This is a genomic window from Streptomyces sp. NPDC079020 (assembly GCF_044542225.1).
GTDB lineage: Bacteria > Actinomycetota > Actinomycetes > Streptomycetales > Streptomycetaceae > Streptomyces.
Window position 1 is genome coordinate 1 of the sequence record NZ_JBITUB010000001.1, and the last position, 14,490, is coordinate 14,490.

General features: G+C 69.4%; 14 protein-coding genes and 1 pseudogene. 5 read left to right on the plus strand and 10 right to left on the minus strand.

The window, feature by feature from the left end:
• Positions 1-449: 449 nt before the first annotated feature.
• Positions 450-621, minus strand: a pseudogene (locus ACIGJO_RS00005) (3-methyladenine DNA glycosylase); the annotation flags it as partial.
• Between the two features lie 195 nt (positions 622-816).
• Positions 817-1,428: a DNA-3-methyladenine glycosylase gene (locus ACIGJO_RS00010; RefSeq protein WP_399949603.1), complete on the minus strand. Its 612-nt coding sequence runs from the start codon at positions 1,426-1,428 to the stop codon at positions 817-819.
• A 215-nt stretch (positions 1,429-1,643) separates the two neighbouring features.
• Here ACIGJO_RS00010 and ACIGJO_RS00015 point away from each other — a divergent pair, with 215 nt between their 5' ends.
• From ACIGJO_RS00015 to ACIGJO_RS00025, 3 genes are all read left to right on the plus strand, one after another.
• Positions 1,644-2,426 (plus strand): sporulation protein, encoded by a 783-nt coding sequence (locus tag ACIGJO_RS00015; RefSeq protein ID WP_399949607.1) that lies wholly within the window; start codon positions 1,644-1,646, stop codon positions 2,424-2,426.
• 75 nt (positions 2,427-2,501) lie between these two features.
• The gene (locus tag ACIGJO_RS00020; protein WP_399949610.1) at positions 2,502-3,029 is read left to right on the plus strand and encodes a YbhB/YbcL family Raf kinase inhibitor-like protein; all 528 of its coding nucleotides are present in this window, start codon (positions 2,502-2,504) and stop codon (positions 3,027-3,029) included.
• Positions 3,030-3,175: 146 nt separating this feature from the next.
• Positions 3,176-3,682 (plus strand): HNH endonuclease, encoded by a 507-nt coding sequence (locus ACIGJO_RS00025; RefSeq protein WP_329942411.1) that lies wholly within the window; start codon positions 3,176-3,178, stop codon positions 3,680-3,682.
• 61 nt (positions 3,683-3,743) lie between these two features.
• Here ACIGJO_RS00025 and ACIGJO_RS00030 read toward each other — a convergent pair whose 3' ends face one another.
• The 4 genes from ACIGJO_RS00030 to ACIGJO_RS00045 all read right to left on the minus strand — a co-directional run bounded on the left by ACIGJO_RS00030 (position 3,744) and on the right by ACIGJO_RS00045 (position 7,051).
• On the minus strand, positions 3,744-4,517 hold the full coding sequence (locus ACIGJO_RS00030; RefSeq protein WP_399949614.1) for a sulfite exporter TauE/SafE family protein: 774 nt from the start codon (positions 4,515-4,517) through the stop codon (positions 3,744-3,746).
• Positions 4,518-4,619: 102 nt separating this feature from the next.
• Complete coding sequence (locus ACIGJO_RS00035) at positions 4,620-5,552, minus strand: SPFH domain-containing protein (protein ID WP_399949617.1); 933 nt, start codon at positions 5,550-5,552, stop codon at positions 4,620-4,622.
• A 150-nt stretch (positions 5,553-5,702) separates the two neighbouring features.
• Entirely contained in the window at positions 5,703-6,131 is a 429-nt protein-coding gene (locus ACIGJO_RS00040) for an NfeD family protein (RefSeq protein WP_399949620.1), read from the minus strand.
• Between the two features lie 122 nt (positions 6,132-6,253).
• Complete coding sequence (locus ACIGJO_RS00045; RefSeq protein ID WP_399949624.1) at positions 6,254-7,051, minus strand: ABC transporter ATP-binding protein; 798 nt, start codon at positions 7,049-7,051, stop codon at positions 6,254-6,256.
• Positions 7,052-7,174: 123 nt separating this feature from the next.
• On the opposite strand from ACIGJO_RS00045, the gene ACIGJO_RS00050 reads away from it, so the two are divergent.
• On the plus strand, positions 7,175-7,963 hold the full coding sequence (locus ACIGJO_RS00050; RefSeq protein ID WP_399949627.1) for a hypothetical protein: 789 nt from the start codon (positions 7,175-7,177) through the stop codon (positions 7,961-7,963).
• 137 nt (positions 7,964-8,100) lie between these two features.
• On the opposite strand, the gene ACIGJO_RS00055 is transcribed toward ACIGJO_RS00050, so the two are convergent.
• The 3 genes from ACIGJO_RS00055 to ACIGJO_RS00065 form a co-directional block, all read right to left on the minus strand.
• Entirely contained in the window at positions 8,101-8,352 is a 252-nt protein-coding gene (locus ACIGJO_RS00055; RefSeq protein ID WP_399949630.1) for a chaplin, read from the minus strand.
• Between the two features lie 149 nt (positions 8,353-8,501).
• Positions 8,502-9,146 (minus strand): response regulator transcription factor, encoded by a 645-nt coding sequence (locus ACIGJO_RS00060; RefSeq protein ID WP_266929505.1) that lies wholly within the window; start codon positions 9,144-9,146, stop codon positions 8,502-8,504.
• Entirely contained in the window at positions 9,139-10,284 is a 1,146-nt protein-coding gene (locus ACIGJO_RS00065) for a GAF domain-containing sensor histidine kinase (RefSeq protein ID WP_399949633.1), read from the minus strand. Before ACIGJO_RS00065 ends, ACIGJO_RS00060 begins: the two co-directional genes overlap by 8 nt.
• Before the next feature lie 651 nt (positions 10,285-10,935).
• Here ACIGJO_RS00065 and ACIGJO_RS00070 point away from each other — a divergent pair.
• Positions 10,936-11,721 carry a transglycosylase SLT domain-containing protein gene (locus tag ACIGJO_RS00070; RefSeq protein ID WP_399949636.1) on the plus strand — a complete coding sequence of 262 codons (786 nt, stop codon included), beginning with the start codon at positions 10,936-10,938 and terminating at the stop codon, positions 11,719-11,721.
• Between the two features lie 100 nt (positions 11,722-11,821).
• Here ACIGJO_RS00070 and ACIGJO_RS00075 read toward each other — a convergent pair whose 3' ends face one another.
• A complete protein-coding gene (locus ACIGJO_RS00075; protein WP_399949640.1) occupies positions 11,822-14,365 on the minus strand; it encodes an FHA domain-containing protein in 2,544 nt (847 codons plus the stop codon).
• Positions 14,366-14,490: the final 125 nt, after the last annotated feature.

Genomic DNA, 14,490 nt, shown 5'->3' on the forward strand with positions numbered 1-14,490 from the left:
GCTTCCTTCGGTCCCGTTTCACCGGGGCCCTCCGGGCGCTTCCCTTCGTTCTTGCGTTTCCGACTCTATCAGACTCTTTCGTGTCCGATTCCCGGTCGAAGCGGGTCAAACTTTCTTCGCTTTCCAGTTCTTCGCTTTCGCGTTTCCCTTTCCGGCGAGTCCGACTTTACCAGACTCTTTTCCGTTCCGTTTCCGGTCCGAATTCGATTCCAGCGGCCTGCGGAGTGGCCTTTGCCTTTCGGCGTGTCCACTACTTTAGCCGATTCCCTTGACGACTCATAATCGAGCCGACCGGACGAATTACGGCATGCCGAATTCGCACCCGTCAGGGTGATTCGTAGGTAGTGGTTTGGCCGCTTCGGGCTGCTCGATCCGGTCCGATGGACCGTTCCGACAGCAGTGCCCGTGTCAAGCGGCTCGGACCACATTAGGCGTAGGCCAGGACGCCGTCAAGTTGCCCGGCGGCGGGATGCGTGGGCCCGGTAGGGACTTCGCCGTGGAGTCCCCGTCGGTCCAGAAGGGCCAGGGCTGATGGGCCCCATCGACGCCGACGCCCGTGCGGGGACCACTGCGTACCCGGTCGCGTGGTGGCGGAGTGCCGTTCAGTACTCGCCCGAGCGGCTTCGAGCGTGAGGGCAGGCGCCGTGGGGCAGAGGCGGAAGCCCTGCCGCAGACAGGCGTACCGGGATGTCCTGACCGATGTCTCCCCCCGGTCCGTCTCGAAGGGCGGGCGCCCGTGAACTGCTCCCGCCGCACGGCAGGGAAGAGTGGTGGGCCGAGTGGCGCCGGCGGGCCGGGAGCACGGCGCACAGCCGCTCAGGATCCGTCGGACGGCTTGGCTCGCGGGCTCAGCCGGTACGCCGAAACCGTCGGATCACCGGCGAGGTAGAACCGGTGCTGCCAGTCGTGGGCCCTGCTCACGCCCACCCGAGGACCGGCCTGGATGAGCACGGCGGGTACCGGCTCTCCTTCGGACAACACGACCGAGGTACCTGTCAGGAGGTCCGCGCCGTTGTGCTCCGCCGTGATGCCGAGTGCCCGGCAGAAGTTCCCCGGGCCTCGGGCGAGGCGCGGACTCTCGACCTTCTCCCCTCGTCGCCCGCGTGCCAGGTCTTCCCCCTCGATGACCCTGCCTGCCCGGATGAGGACACCCGAGGCGATGCCGTCCGTCCCGGTGACGACGTTGGCGCACCAGTGGAGGCCGTGGGACCGGTAGACGTACAGATGTCCCGCGGGTCCGAACATGACGGCGTTACGGGATGTCCGGCCCCGGTAGGCGTGGGAAGCCGGGTCGGCCGTACCGGAGTACGCCTCGGTCTCCGTAATGGCGATGCTCACGGTTCCCTCGGGGGTCCTGCAGGTGAGGACGCTCCCGAGCAGCCCGGGGGCGACCTCTTCAGCAGAACGGGCGAGGAGGTCGGCGTTCACGCTGACCTCCTCGGCGTCCCGCAGGTGACACGGACATGGCTGTGGCCCTTCGGATCGGGGGCGGCATCGAGTACGGATCGGTCGAAAGGGTCCCGCGTCAGCGGCGTACGGTCCAGGCCCTCGTTCATGGCGCCCGAGGGTACTGGCATCGTCGTTCCGGGAACCGGCTACGGTCGTGGCGCGTATGTAGGGGTCAGGACCAAGAAGGAGTAAACATGGGCTTCAAGCGGCTGCTCGCGAGCATGGGTGCCGGTGGTGCTTCGGTGGAGACCGAGCTCACCGAGGCCAACGTCGTCCCCGGTGGGGTCGTCCAGGGCGAGGTGCGGATCCAGGGCGGATCCGTGGACCAGCAGATCGAGGGGCTCTCCGTCGGTCTCCAGGCCCGGGTCGAGGTCGAGGGCCACGACCAGGAGACCAAGCAGGACATCGAGTTCACCAAGCTGAGCCTCGGCGGTGCCTTCGAGGTGCGGGCCGGTGCCGTGCATGTGGTGCCGTTCGGCCTGGAGATTCCGTGGGAGACGCCGATCACGATGTTCGCCGGCCGGCAGCTGCACGGCATGAACATCGGCGTGCGCACCGAGCTGGAGATCGCCCGCGCGGTGGACTCCGGCGACCTCGACCCGATCAATGTGCACCCGCTGCCCGCCCAGCAGGCCATCCTGGACGCCTTCGGGCAGCTGGGCTTCGGTTTCCGCAGCGCGGACATGGAGCGTGGTCACATCCGCGGTACGCGTCAGCGGCTGCCGTTCTACCAGGAGATCGAGTTCTTCCCGCCGCAGCAGTACCGCGGCCTGAACCAGGTCGAGCTCACCTTCGTCTCCGACGACCGCGAGATGGACGTCATCCTGGAGATGGACAAGAAGCCGGGGCTCTTCAGCGAGGGCAGCGATTCGTACCGGGCGTTCAAGGTCTCGCTGACCGACTTCCAGCAGACCGACTGGGCCGCGTACCTGAACCAGTGGCTGTCCCAGGTCGGCGGGCAGCGCAACTGGCTCTGAAGGCCGTCCCGGCGGACTAGGGTCGGCGGGGAGACCTGCCGACAGCCGATTGTGCCGACCAGGAGAGGTGCTGACGTGACCGACCCGAAGAGGGCGCCGCTGCCCCACGACTTCCATCCCGAGGTCCCCTCGTTCACCGTGGTGAGCGAGGACCTCGCGCCGGGGGCCGTGCTGGCGGACGCGCAGGTGCTGGCCGAGGGGAACACCTCGCCGCGGCTGCGGTGGGAGGGTTTCCCGGCGGAGACCCGGAGTTTCGCCGTGACGTGCTTCGACCCGGACGCCCCCACGGGCAGCGGGTTCTGGCACTGGGTGGTCTTCGACATCCCGGCGTCCGTCACGGAACTGCCGGCCGGTGCGGGCAGCGGGTCGTTCGAGGGCCTGCCGGCGGGTGCCGTCCAGGCCCGTAACGACTACGGGTCGAAGGAGTTCGGCGGTGCCGCGCCACCGGCCGGGGAGAACCACCGCTATGTGTTCACCGTGTACGCGGTGGACACGGAGAAGCTCGGCATCGACAGCGATGTCTCTCCGGCGGTGGCCGGATTCAATCTGCGGTTCCACACGCTCGGCCGTGCCCAGCTGATCGGTGAGTACACGGGCCCGTAGGCGATGAGTTCTTCTGTTGTTTGCCCTGCCCTGGTCTTGGAGAGACCAGGGCAGGGCATTTTTTATTGCGTTGTCCATCGCGGCCCGCCCAGCCAGAGTTGATCCGGGCCTGCCAGGGGGCGGGCGGCACACGGGAGGTGGGCGGAATGCGTGACACGCTGGTTCTCAACGCGAGCTTCGAGCCGCTGTCGACGGTGACTCTCAACCGTGCGGTGGTCCTGGTCCTGACCGACAAGGCCGTCGTCGAGCAGTCGCACCCCCGACTCCGTATGCGCGGTGCCGCCGTGGATATTCCGGTGCCCCGGGTGATCAGGCTCTGCCGGTACGTACGGGTGCCGTTCCGAAGACATGCCCCCTGGTCCAGGAGGGGCGTGCTGATACGGGACCAGCACCGGTGCGCGTACTGCGGGCGGCGGGCCAGCACCGTCGACCATGTGGTGCCGCGTGCCCAGGGGGGTCAGGACACCTGGCTGAACACGGTGGCCTCGTGCGCCGAGGACAACCACCGCAAGGCGGCCCGGACACCGGAGCAGGCGGACATGCCACTGCTGCGGCAGCCCTTCGTGCCGACGCCCGCCGACGCGATGCTGCTGGCCATGGGGGCCGGTGACCGCTCGGCGCTGCCGGAGTGGCTGGACCGCTCGGCCGCGTGAGCCCCGTACGCCTGGTGACGTACCGGAAGCCCGCCTCCAGGGGGAGGCGGGCTTCCGTATGTCAGCGGAGCACCAGCTGGACGATGGCGACCGTGCCGACCGCGACGATCAGGACACGCAGCACGGTGGGGCTGAGGCGGCGGCCGACCTTGGCCCCTATCTGCCCGCCGATGGCCGAGCCGACGGCGATCAGGAGGACGGCCGTCCAGTCGAAGTCCGCGACGAAGAGGAAGAACAGTGCGGCGATGCTGTTCACGACGGCGGCCAGGACGTTCTTGACCGCGTTGAGACGCTGCATGGTGTCGTCGAGCAGCATGCCCATCAGGGAGAGATAGATGATCCCCTGGGCCGCCGTGAAGTAGCCGCCGTACACACTGGCGAGCATCAGGCCGGTGAACAGGAGCGGGCCGCCGTCCGGGCGGGCCGGTGTTCCGCTCCGCTCGCGGCGGCGCTGGACCGTCCTGCTGATGCGGGGCTGCAGGATGACGAGAACGAGGGCCAGGGCCACCAGGACCGGCACGATCGTCTCGAATGCCGTGGAGGGCAGGGCCAGCAGGAGGGTCGCCCCGGTCAGGCCGCCGATCGCGGCTCCGATGCTCAGCCGGAGTACGCGACGGCGCTGTCCGGCGAGCTCCTTGCGGTAGCCGATGGCCCCGCTGATGGAGCCGGGGATCAGACCGAGGGCGTTGGAGACGGTGGCGGTGACCGGCGGCAGACCGGTGGCGAGCAGTACGGGGAAGGTGATCAGGGTGCCTGAGCCGACGATCGTGTTGATCGTGCCCGCGCCGACACCGGCCGCGAAGACCGCGAGTATTTCCCAGATGGACAAGGCCATCTCCTTCGATGGTCAGTGATGCCTCCCCGCCATGAAGGTCGAGGGGCCTCACTGATCATGCACGAAGTCCGGTCCGGAAACAGGGGGCCGGGGTGATTCCGGTCAGTCGACCGGGGGTACCTCGCGGCGCTCCTTGGCGGTGGTGTCGAAGCCGGGGACTCCGCCGCCGAGGTTGCCGAAGGCTCCGCTGAGGCCCTTGAGGGCGTCCCCGATCTCGCTGGGCACGATCCAGAGCTTGTTGGCGTCGCCCTCGGCGATCTTCGGGAGCATCTGGAGGTACTGGTACGAGAGGAGCTTCTGGTCCGGGTCCCCGGCGTGGATGGACTCGAAGACCGTACGGATGGCCTGTGCTTCACCTTCGGCGCGCAGCGCCGCCGCCTTCGACTCACCCTCGGCGCGCAGGATCGCGGACTGCTTCTCGCCTTCGGCGGTGAGGATCTGGGACTGCCTGATGCCTTCCGCGGTGAGGATCGCGGCGCGCTTGTCACGGTCGGCGCGCATCTGCTTCTCCATCGAGTCCTGGATGGAGGTGGGCGGCTCGATCGCCTTGAGCTCGACGCGGTTGACGCGGATGCCCCACTTGCCGGTGGCCTCGTCGAGGACACCGCGGAGGGCCGCGTTGATCTCCTCGCGGGAGGTGAGGGTCCGCTCCAGGTCCATGCCGCCGATGATGTTGCGCAGGGTGGTGACGGTGAGCTGCTCGATCGCCTGGATGTAGCTGGCGACTTCGTAGGTCGCCGCACGCGCGTCGGTCACCTGGTAGTAGATGACGGTGTCGATGTTGACGACCAGGTTGTCCTGGGTGATCACCGGCTGCGGCGGGAACGGAACGACCTGTTCTCGCAGGTCGATCCGGTTGCGGATGGAGTCGATGAACGGGACGACGATGTTCAGGCCCGCGTTGAGGGTGCGTGTGTAGCGCCCGAATCGCTCCACGATGGCCGCGCTGGCCTGCGGGATAACCTGGATCGTCTTGATCAGGGCGATGAAGACGAGCACCACCAGAATGATCAGGACGATGATGATCGGTTGCATCGTGTGTCTCGTGCCCTTCAGTTGCCGACGGATCGCGATGACCGTGCCGAACTCTCCCTGAGCCGGGGTCCGGTGACCGCGGTTCTCATGATGATCGACATGATCGACTTCGAGTTTGGCAGACCGTGGCCCGCCGCGTGCGGGGTTCGGTCACATAACGACGGCCGTCGCCCCGTCGATGTCCACGACATCGACCTGCTGGCCGGGTTCGAAACTCTGGTCGCTGTCCAGGGTGCGGGCGGACCAGATTTCACCGCCGAGCTTGATGCGCCCGCCGCCGGCGTCGACCCGTTCCAGGACGACGGCCTGACGGCCTTTCAGCGCGTCGATGCCCGTGGCGTACTGGGCCTGGCCCGCGCGGTGTCTGGCGGCGATCGGGCGCACCACGGCGATGAGCGCCACGGAGACCACGACGAAGACCAGTACCTGGGCGACGATGCCACCGCCGAGGGCCGCGACGACCGCTGCCGCCACCGCTCCGACGGCGAACATCCCGAACTCGGGCATCGCGGTCAGGACGAGGGGGATGCCCAGTCCCACCGCGCCGATCAGCCACCACACCCACGCGTCGATGTCCACATGGTCATCGTAGGACTGTCGGCCGCGCACGGACAGGGCGCCGGGCGGTCGGAGTGCCCGGATCCGTCAACTGGGGTGCTGCGAAAGGCCGATGACCGACTCCCGGTGGCCGGTTACCGGTCTCAGGAGAGCGGCAGACCGCGTGCCGTGTAGCGGTCGCCGACGTGCTCGACCACGAGCGGGAGACCGAAGCAGAGGGAGAGGTTGCGGGAGGTGAGCTCGGTCTCCATGGGTCCGGCCGCGAGCACCTTGCCCTGCCTGATCATCAGGACGTGGGTGAAGCCGGGCGCGATCTCCTCGACATGGTGGGTGACCATGATCATGGACGGGGCGTACGGGTCGCGGGCGAGCCGGCCGAGGCGGCGGACCAGGTCCTCGCGGCCGCCGAGGTCGAGCCCGGCGGCGGGCTCGTCCAGGAGGAGCAGTTCGGGGTCGGTCATCATCGCGCGGGCGATCAGGGTGCGCTTGCGCTCGCCCTCGGAGAGCGTGCCGAACTTGCGGTCCAGGTAATCGGTCATGCCGAGCCGGTCGAGGAAGGCGCGGGCGCGCTCCTCGTCGACGGCCTCGTAGTTCTCGTGCCAGGTGGCGGTCATCCCGTACGCGGCGGTGAGCACCGTCTGCAGCACGGTCTGGCGCTTGGGCAGCTTGTCGGCCATGGCCACGCCCGCGATGCCGATCCGGGGGCGGAGCTCGAAGACGTCGGTTCCGACGCCGCCCAGCCGCTCGCCGAGGACGACGGCCGTACCGGTGCTCGGGAAGAGGTAGCTGGACGCGATGTTGAGGAGGGTCGTCTTGCCGGCGCCGTTCGGACCGAGGATGACCCAGCGCTCCCCCTCCTTGACCGACCAGGAGACGTCGTCCACCAGAGCGCGTCCGTCGCGGACCACGGATACGTCCACCAGCTCCAGTACATCGCTCATGAGCGCGTTGTCTCCCTCATGCAGTGTCGAGATCGTCGCGTGCCTGTGGGCACAGCTCCCAGGGAAAACCTACGCCACCGCCGGAGTGCTTCAGGCGCGAGGTCCGTTCCCTAGGCTGTTCCCATGCTTTCGGAACCACGCTCAGGGCTGTTGGCCGCCTGGGGAAACGCGCTTCTGGCCGGACTCGTATCGCCGGACGACGCCGCCCTCGCGATCGTCGGGGAGGACGCGGTGCACCGCGTCGAGGGATTGCCGGGTGAGGCGGGGCCGGTCGGGCTCACGCTGGCGCTCGGCCGGCTGCGGCGGCTGGGGGCGACCGGATTCCGGGTCGCCCTGCCGGTGCCGGGGCATCCGCTGGGGCTGAGCGGGCCCCCGGAGTTCAACGCGCGGGCCCTGGAGGCCGAGGAGGCGGTGGTCACGTCCGGGGTGCCGTACGGGCTGGTGCCGGAGGTGAGCGGGGCGGGGCCGGCCGGGGACCGGCACGTCGAGGTCGTGTGGCGCGTTCTGCCGGTGCGGGAGGCGCCGCCGGCCGATGTGCCGTCGCTGGGTGAGGCGGAGCGGGAGCTCGCGGAGGCGCTGCGGGACGCGACGGCGGTGCTGTCGCGGCTGGACGTGGCCGGGTCCGGGCCGGTGGCGGAGGCCGCCCTGGACGCGTACCGGGCGCGGGCCGAGCGGGGGCGCGAGGTGCTGGCGCCCGGGTATCCGCCGCGGGCGGTGCGGGTGCTGGAGCTGGCGCAGCGGGTCGGGCTGCTGGTCTCGGTGGCGTACGAGAACGGGCACGGCGGTGCGGTGAGCGCGTCCGAGATCGCGGCGCGGGGCGAGGCGCTCCGGCCGGTGGAGCGGGTGGCGCGGCGGGCCCAGGTGGCGGCGTACAACGCGTATGTGGAGGAAGCGGAGCGGGGGCGCGGGTAGGTCCCCCACGCCCCCGGGGCTCCTGCCCGTGCGAGAGCCGGAGCGCGCCGGCCGGAGCAGGAACGCGAGAGCCGGACGGTCCACCCCTCGTGGGACCGTCCGGCTCTCCGGGACCGGGGCCGGTCAGCGGCTGTCGGTCAGTGGTTCAGGCCGAAGTTGCCGAACGCCGGGTTGAGCAGGCCGATCACGTCGACCGTGTTGCCGACCACGTTCACCGGGACGTGGACCGGGACCTGGACCGCGTTGCCGCTGCCCACGCCCGGGGAGTGGGCGGCGGTGGCGTGGGCGTCCGCGCCGCTGTGACCGGTCGCGGAGGCAGCACCGGCACCGGCGGCGACGATTCCACCGGCGATCATGGCGACGGCTGCGGCCTTGTTCAGGTTCTTCACTTCAGGCTCCTCCTTGGAAACGCCGCGGCCGACCGGCCGCGGCACGCCCTGGAGAACGTCACGGACCACAACGGGTTACGCCGTGTGAGTGACATACACCCGACAGTATGAATCTCGGCCCGGACGGGAACGTTCCGCCCGGCCCCGTCTCAGCCGGCCGCTCCATGGCGTACGGCCCAGAGGGCGGCCTGGGTACGGTCCGCCAGGTCGAGCTTCATCAGGATGTTCGACACATGTGTCTTCACGGTCTTCTCGGAGAGGACCAGGGCTCGCGCGATCTCGCGGTTGGAGCGGCCGTCGGCGATGAGACCGAGCACTTCCCGCTCCCGTTCGGTGAGGGTGCTCCCCCGGCCCGTGCCGCCGCCCGCGTCGTCCTGGGCGAGCAGGGCCCCGGCGACCTCCGGCTGGAGCAGCACATGGCCCGCGTGGACGGAGCGGATGGCCCCGGCCAGGGCGTCCGGGTCGACGTCCTTGTACACATAGCCGGAGGCTCCGGCGCGCAGGGCGGGGACCACCGTGCGCTGCTCGGTGAAGCTGGTGACGATGAGGACCTTGGCGGGGTTGTCCAGCTCGCGGAGCTTGCGCAGGGCCTCTATGCCGTCGGTGCCGGGCATCTTGATGTCCATCAGTACGACATCGGGCCGGAGCTCCTCCGTCCTGGCGACGCCCTCGGCGCCGTCGGCGGCCTCGCCGACGACCTCTATGTCGTCCTGGATCTCCAGGAACGTACGCAGCCCGCGGCGGACCACCTGGTGGTCGTCGACCAGCAGCACCCTGATGATCTTGTCAGCCACCGGGTACCTCCATCTCGATCGTGGTGCCCTTGCCGGGCTCCGATTCAACGGTGAGCTTTCCGCCGACGCTGCTGGCCCGGTGGCGCATCGAGACGAGGCCGAGATGACGGCCCGCCCGCCGGACCGCCGTGACATCGAACCCGCTGCCGTCGTCGGTGATCCGCAGCACCGCCGCGGGGCCGCGGCGGGCCAGGGTGACGGTGACGTACCCGGCGCCGGAGTGGCGCAGGGCGTTGTGCAGAGCCTCCTGGGCGACCCGCAGCAGCGCTTCCTCCTGGGCTGCGGGCAGCGCCCGTACACCGGCGCTCTCGAAGGTGACCGCCGCGCTGTGGGCCCGGTCCAGGACCTGGATCTGCGTACGGAGGGTGGCGACCAGGCCGTCCTCGTCGAGCGCGGCGGGGCGTAGCTCGACCACGGCGGCGCGCAGCTCGTCCACGGCTTCCGCGGCGAGGGCGGCGACCTGCTGGAGCTCTCCCTTGGCACGGGCCGGGTCGCGGTCCACGAGGGTGGCGGCGGCCTGTGCGGTGAGCCGGAGCGAGAAGAGCTTCTGGCTGACCGCGTCGTGCAGCTCATGGGCGAGGCGTGAGCGCTCCTCGGCGATGGTGAGCTCGCGGCTGCGTTCGTACAGGCGGGCGTTGGTCAGGGCGATCGCCGCGTGCTGGGCGAGCATCGACAGCAGTTCCTCGTCCTCGGCGGTGAAGCCGCAGCTGCCCTCGGGCTTGGGGCACTTCTTGTTGGCGAGGTAGAGCGCGCCGATGATCTCGTCGCCGTCCTGGATGGGCAGGCCGAGGAAGTCCGACATATCGGGGTGGGCGTCGGGCCAGCCGCCGAACCGGGGGTCCTTGCGTACGTCGGCGAGCCGCTCCGGCTTCGCCTCGTGGAGCATCGCGGCGAGGATGCCGTGCTGCCGGGGCAGCGGTCCGATGGCCTTCCACTGCTCGTCGGTGATGCCGTCGACGACGAACTGGGCGAAGCCGCCGTGGTCGTCGGGGACACCCAGGGCCGCGTACTCGGCGTCGAGCAGTTCGCGGGCGGACGTGACGATCGTCTTGAGGACGTCACGCATTTCGAGATGCCGGCTCATGGCGAGCAGCGCGGCACTCACCGCGGCGAGGGCGGACGGTGGGCGATGGCTCATGTGCCTCACGGTACCGGCGGGGTCCGACAGCCGTATCGGGCTGTGGACGGCCGGGCGGAGCCGCGGGGACCAGGACTTTTCCGGCCGGTCCTCGGTCCTGAGCCCTAGGACCGGGGAACCGGGCCGACGCCCCGGGATCGGGGCCGGCCGGGCGGCGGACAGCGGGGGCGGCCGGGCATCGGCAGCGGGCAGCGGGGCAGCGGGGGCGGAGTACGGGGCGCGACGGCGTGGGGCCGGCGGTGCCCCGGGGCGTGGGGCACTGCGTCCCGGGTATGGCGAGGCCGCGGGCCGGCTGCACCTCCGGCAGGAGTCCGGAGGCGTCCACCTCCTCCTTCCGAAGGAGGAAGCTCACGCTCCGGATTGCCGGAGCAACGGGTGGTGAAACCGATACTCCGCCGATGTGAGCCCGCGCATAGGACCCACGTCACTTACGAAGCCTGCTAGTGGATACCCAAGGGGCAATTGGGTGGGCATGAGCGGGCATCGTCACGTACGAGCGGCCACCCGATCCACTAACCGGCTTCGTACGTCACACCTTTGCCATGGATTTTTGCTGGCGCTAAGAATTGCATCTGTCCCCGACGGAGAGGCGAAGCCGCTTCCCGTCCCGTCCTCCGTGAGGGCACCTGCTATTCGAAGAGGTACGTCTGCATGTCCGCGTCCAGCATTTCCGGCCGTCGCCGCCGTCTGAACAAGACCCAGAAGCTCTCCGTCGCCGGTGTGTCCGCACTCGGTGCCGCCGCGCTCGTGTTCTCCCTCGTGCCGTCCAGCGCCGAGGCCGAGAGCGCCCCCACGACCCTGTCCGCCGCTCCCGTGGCGTTCACCTCGGCGGCCGGATCCCCGCAGGCCAAGACGGTGCAGGCCAGCATCATCGAACAGCACTCCACCGCCGAGCAGCTGGTGAAGGCCGCCGATGCCGCCAAGGCCGAGGCCGCCGCGGCCAAGGCGAAGGCCATGGCCGATGTGCAGGCGAAGGCGAAGGCCGAGGCCGCCGCCGAGGCCAAGGTGAAGGCAGCGGCCGACGCGAAGGTGAAGGCGGCCGCGAAGGCCAAGGCCGACGCGGAGAAGCGCTCCGCCGAGGCCGCGAGCCGCTCGGCCGCCCGTACCCCCGTCTTCGCCAACAACCTGGACGGCTGGATCAAGGAATCCCTCTCCATCATGAAGGCGAAGGGCATCCCGGGCTCGTACGACGGGCTGCACCGCAACATCATGCGTGAGTCCACCGGCAACCCGAACGCCATCAACGGCTGGGACATCAACGCCCAGAACGGCGTCCCCTCGATCGGTCTGCTCCAGATCATCAAGCCGACCTTCGACGCGTACCACGTCTCCGGTACCCCGCACAGCCAGTACGACCCGGTCGCCAACATCACCGCCGCGGCCAACTACGCCGCCGACAAGTACGGCTCGATCGACAACGTCAACAGCGCCTACTGAGCCACCTCGCGCGGCGCCCACCCGGCGCGCCCGGGTCTCACGAAGGAGGGCGGCACCCCGTGCGGGGTGCCGCCCTCCTTCGTCGTGCGCACCGTGCGCGTTACTTGCGCATGACCTCGGGCTCGTGACGGCGCAGCAGGCGCGCGACCGCGAAGCCGCAGATGAGACCGAGTGCCACCAGCACCGCGATGTTCATCCCCCACTGGCCCACCGTGTGCTCCCACAGCGGGTCGAGGTCGCCCGGCTTCTGCGGGTCCCACGGCGGCATGAGGTGCGCCAGGTCGAGCGTCGCACCGGCGGCGGCCATGGCCCAGCGGGACGGCATCAGCCAGGCGAACTGCTCCAGGCCGGGCGACCCGTACACCTGGAAGAGCACCCCGGTGAAGACGACCTGGATGATCGCGAACATGACCAGCAGCGGCATGGTCTTCTCGGAGGTCTTCACCAGCGAGGAGATCACCAGACCGAACATCATCGAGGTGAAGCCGAGCGCGATGATGGACAGGCAGATCTCGACGGCCGGGGGCATGATCAGGCCCTCTTCCGGCAGATCACGCGTGGCGAAGCCGATGCCGCAGATGATGACGCCCTGAAGGGCCGTGATCACGCCGAGGACGATCACCTTGGACATCAGGTACGCGGAACGGGACAGGCCGGTGGCCCGTTCCCGCTCGTAGATGACGCGTTCCTTGATCAGTTCTCGTACGGAGTTGGCCGCGCCGGAGAAGCACATGCCGACCGCGAGGATCAGCATGATCGTCCCGGCCTTTCCGTTGAACCGGGACGGCGGGGTGGGTTCCGCCAGCCCGAATTCCGCCGGAATGACCACACTGACCACACCCAGCACCGCGGGCAGGATCACCATCAGGCCCATGAAGCCCTTGTCGGACGCGATCACCGAGACATAGCGGCGGATCAGCGTCCACAGCTGCGTCATCCAGCCCTGCGGCTTCGGCGGGCGCATCTGCTGCGGCGGCGGCATATGTACGGACTGCGCGGCGACGGCGTCGATGTCCGCGGCGTACATCTGGTAGTGCTGCGAGCCGCGCCAGCGACCCGCCCAGTCGTAGTCGCGGTAGTTCTCGAAAGCGGAGAACACATCGGCCCAGCTGGTGTAGCCGAAGAAGTTGAGCGCTTCCTCCGGCGGGCCGAAGTAGGCGACGGAGCCGCCCGGCGCCATGACCAGGAGCTTGTCGCAGATCGCCAGCTCGGCCACGGAGTGCGTGACGACCAGGACCGTACGCCCGTCGTCCGCGAGACCGCGCAGCAGCTGCATGACATCGCGGTCCATGCCCGGGTCGAGACCGGAGGTCGGCTCGTCCAGGAAGATCAGCGAGGGCTTCGTGAGCAGCTCCAGGGCGACCGAGACGCGCTTGCGCTGGCCGCCGGAGAGCGAGGTGATCTTCTTGTCCTTGTGGATGTCGAGCTTGAGCTCGGCGAGGACTTCGAGGATCCGGGCCTGGCGCTCGGCCTCGGTGGTGTCCGCGGGGAAGCGGAGCTTCGCGGCGTACTTGAGCGCCTTGGTGACGGTGAGTTCCTTGTGCAGGATGTCGTCCTGCGGGACCAGTCCGATGCGCTGGCGCAGCTCGGCGAACTGCTTGTAGAGATTCCGGTTGTCGTAGAGGACGTCGCCCTCGTTGGCGGGCCGGTAGCCGGTGAGCGCCTTGAGCAGGGTGGACTTGCCGGACCCGGAGGGGCCGATGACCGCGATGAGCGACTTCTCCGGGACACCGAAGGAGACGTCCTTGAGGATCTGCTTCCCGCCGTCGACCGTCACCGTGAGGTGGCGGGCGGAGAAGGAGACCTCACCGGTGTCGACGAACTCTTCAAGCCGGTCGCCGACCAGGCGGAACGTGGAGTGACCGACACCGACGATGTCGTTCGGGCCGATGAGCGCGGAGCCGGACTTGTTGAGCGGCAGACCGTTGACGTACGTACCGTTGTGGGACCCGAGGTCACGGATCTCGAAGCGGCCGTCCGGCGTCGCGTGGAACTCCGCGTGGTGGCGTGAGACCTGGAGGTCGGAGACGACCAGTTCGTTCTCCAGCGCACGGCCGATCCGCATCACCCGGCCGAGGTCCAGCTGGTGGAACGTGGTCGGGCTGCGGTCCCCGTAGACCGGCGGCGCCCCCGCAGCGCCGCCGTGTCCCTGACCGGGTGACTGTGCCGGGGCCTGCTGGTGCGGGACCTGAGGCCGGCCCGGGGCCTGCTGCCACGCCTGCTGCTGTTGCTGGACCGGGGCCTGCTGACCCGGCCACTGCTGCGGAGCCTGCTGCTGCACGGGGGGCTGCTGGGCTCCCGCCGCCTGGCCCCCGTGGACGCCGGCGGACGCCGGTGCGGCCGCGCCGGTGAGGCTCAGCCGGGGTCCGTCGGTGGCGTTGCCCAGGTGCACGGCGGAGCCGGGCACGAGCTCCAGCTGATGGATCCGCTGCCCCTGCGCATAGGTGCCGTTGGTGCTGCCGTGGTCCTCGATGAACCAGCTACGTCCCCCCCAGCTGATCGTGGCATGCCGCCACGACACCCTGGCGTCGTCGATCATCAGGTCGCCCTGCGGATCGCGTCCGAGGGTGTACGACCTGGACGGATCGAGCGTCCAGGTCCTTCCATTCAATTCCAGTACGAGTTCCGGCACTCCGCGCCCCACTAGTTGTCCCCCGAGTTACCCCCGTTGCAGGGAGTCTAGGGATGCTGAACATCGTGGGGAACTATTCCAGGAGCAGTCCCCGATCCGAAAGCCGGGCGGGTGAAGACAGCGCGGAGACCTGCGTG

What these genes read in the sequence shown, in the direction of transcription:
- ACIGJO_RS00035 (WP_399949617.1), bottom strand. Translation starts at nt 5,552, where the DNA reads ATGCAACCGATCATCATCGTCCTGATCATTCTGGTGGTGCTCGTCTTC.
- ACIGJO_RS00030 (WP_399949614.1), bottom strand. Translation starts at nt 4,517, where the DNA reads ATGGCCTTGTCCATCTGGGAAATACTCGCGGTCTTCGCGGCCGGTGTC.
- ACIGJO_RS00025 (WP_329942411.1), top strand. Translation starts at nt 3,176, where the DNA reads ATGCGTGACACGCTGGTTCTCAACGCGAGCTTCGAGCCGCTGTCGACG.
- ACIGJO_RS00045 (WP_399949624.1), bottom strand. Translation starts at nt 7,051, where the DNA reads ATGAGCGATGTACTGGAGCTGGTGGACGTATCCGTGGTCCGCGACGGA.
- ACIGJO_RS00050 (WP_399949627.1), top strand. Translation starts at nt 7,175, where the DNA reads ATGCTTTCGGAACCACGCTCAGGGCTGTTGGCCGCCTGGGGAAACGCG.
- ACIGJO_RS00015 (WP_399949607.1), top strand. Translation starts at nt 1,644, where the DNA reads ATGGGCTTCAAGCGGCTGCTCGCGAGCATGGGTGCCGGTGGTGCTTCG.
- ACIGJO_RS00070 (WP_399949636.1), top strand. Translation starts at nt 10,936, where the DNA reads ATGTCCGCGTCCAGCATTTCCGGCCGTCGCCGCCGTCTGAACAAGACC.
- ACIGJO_RS00065 (WP_399949633.1), bottom strand. Translation starts at nt 10,284, where the DNA reads ATGAGCCATCGCCCACCGTCCGCCCTCGCCGCGGTGAGTGCCGCGCTG.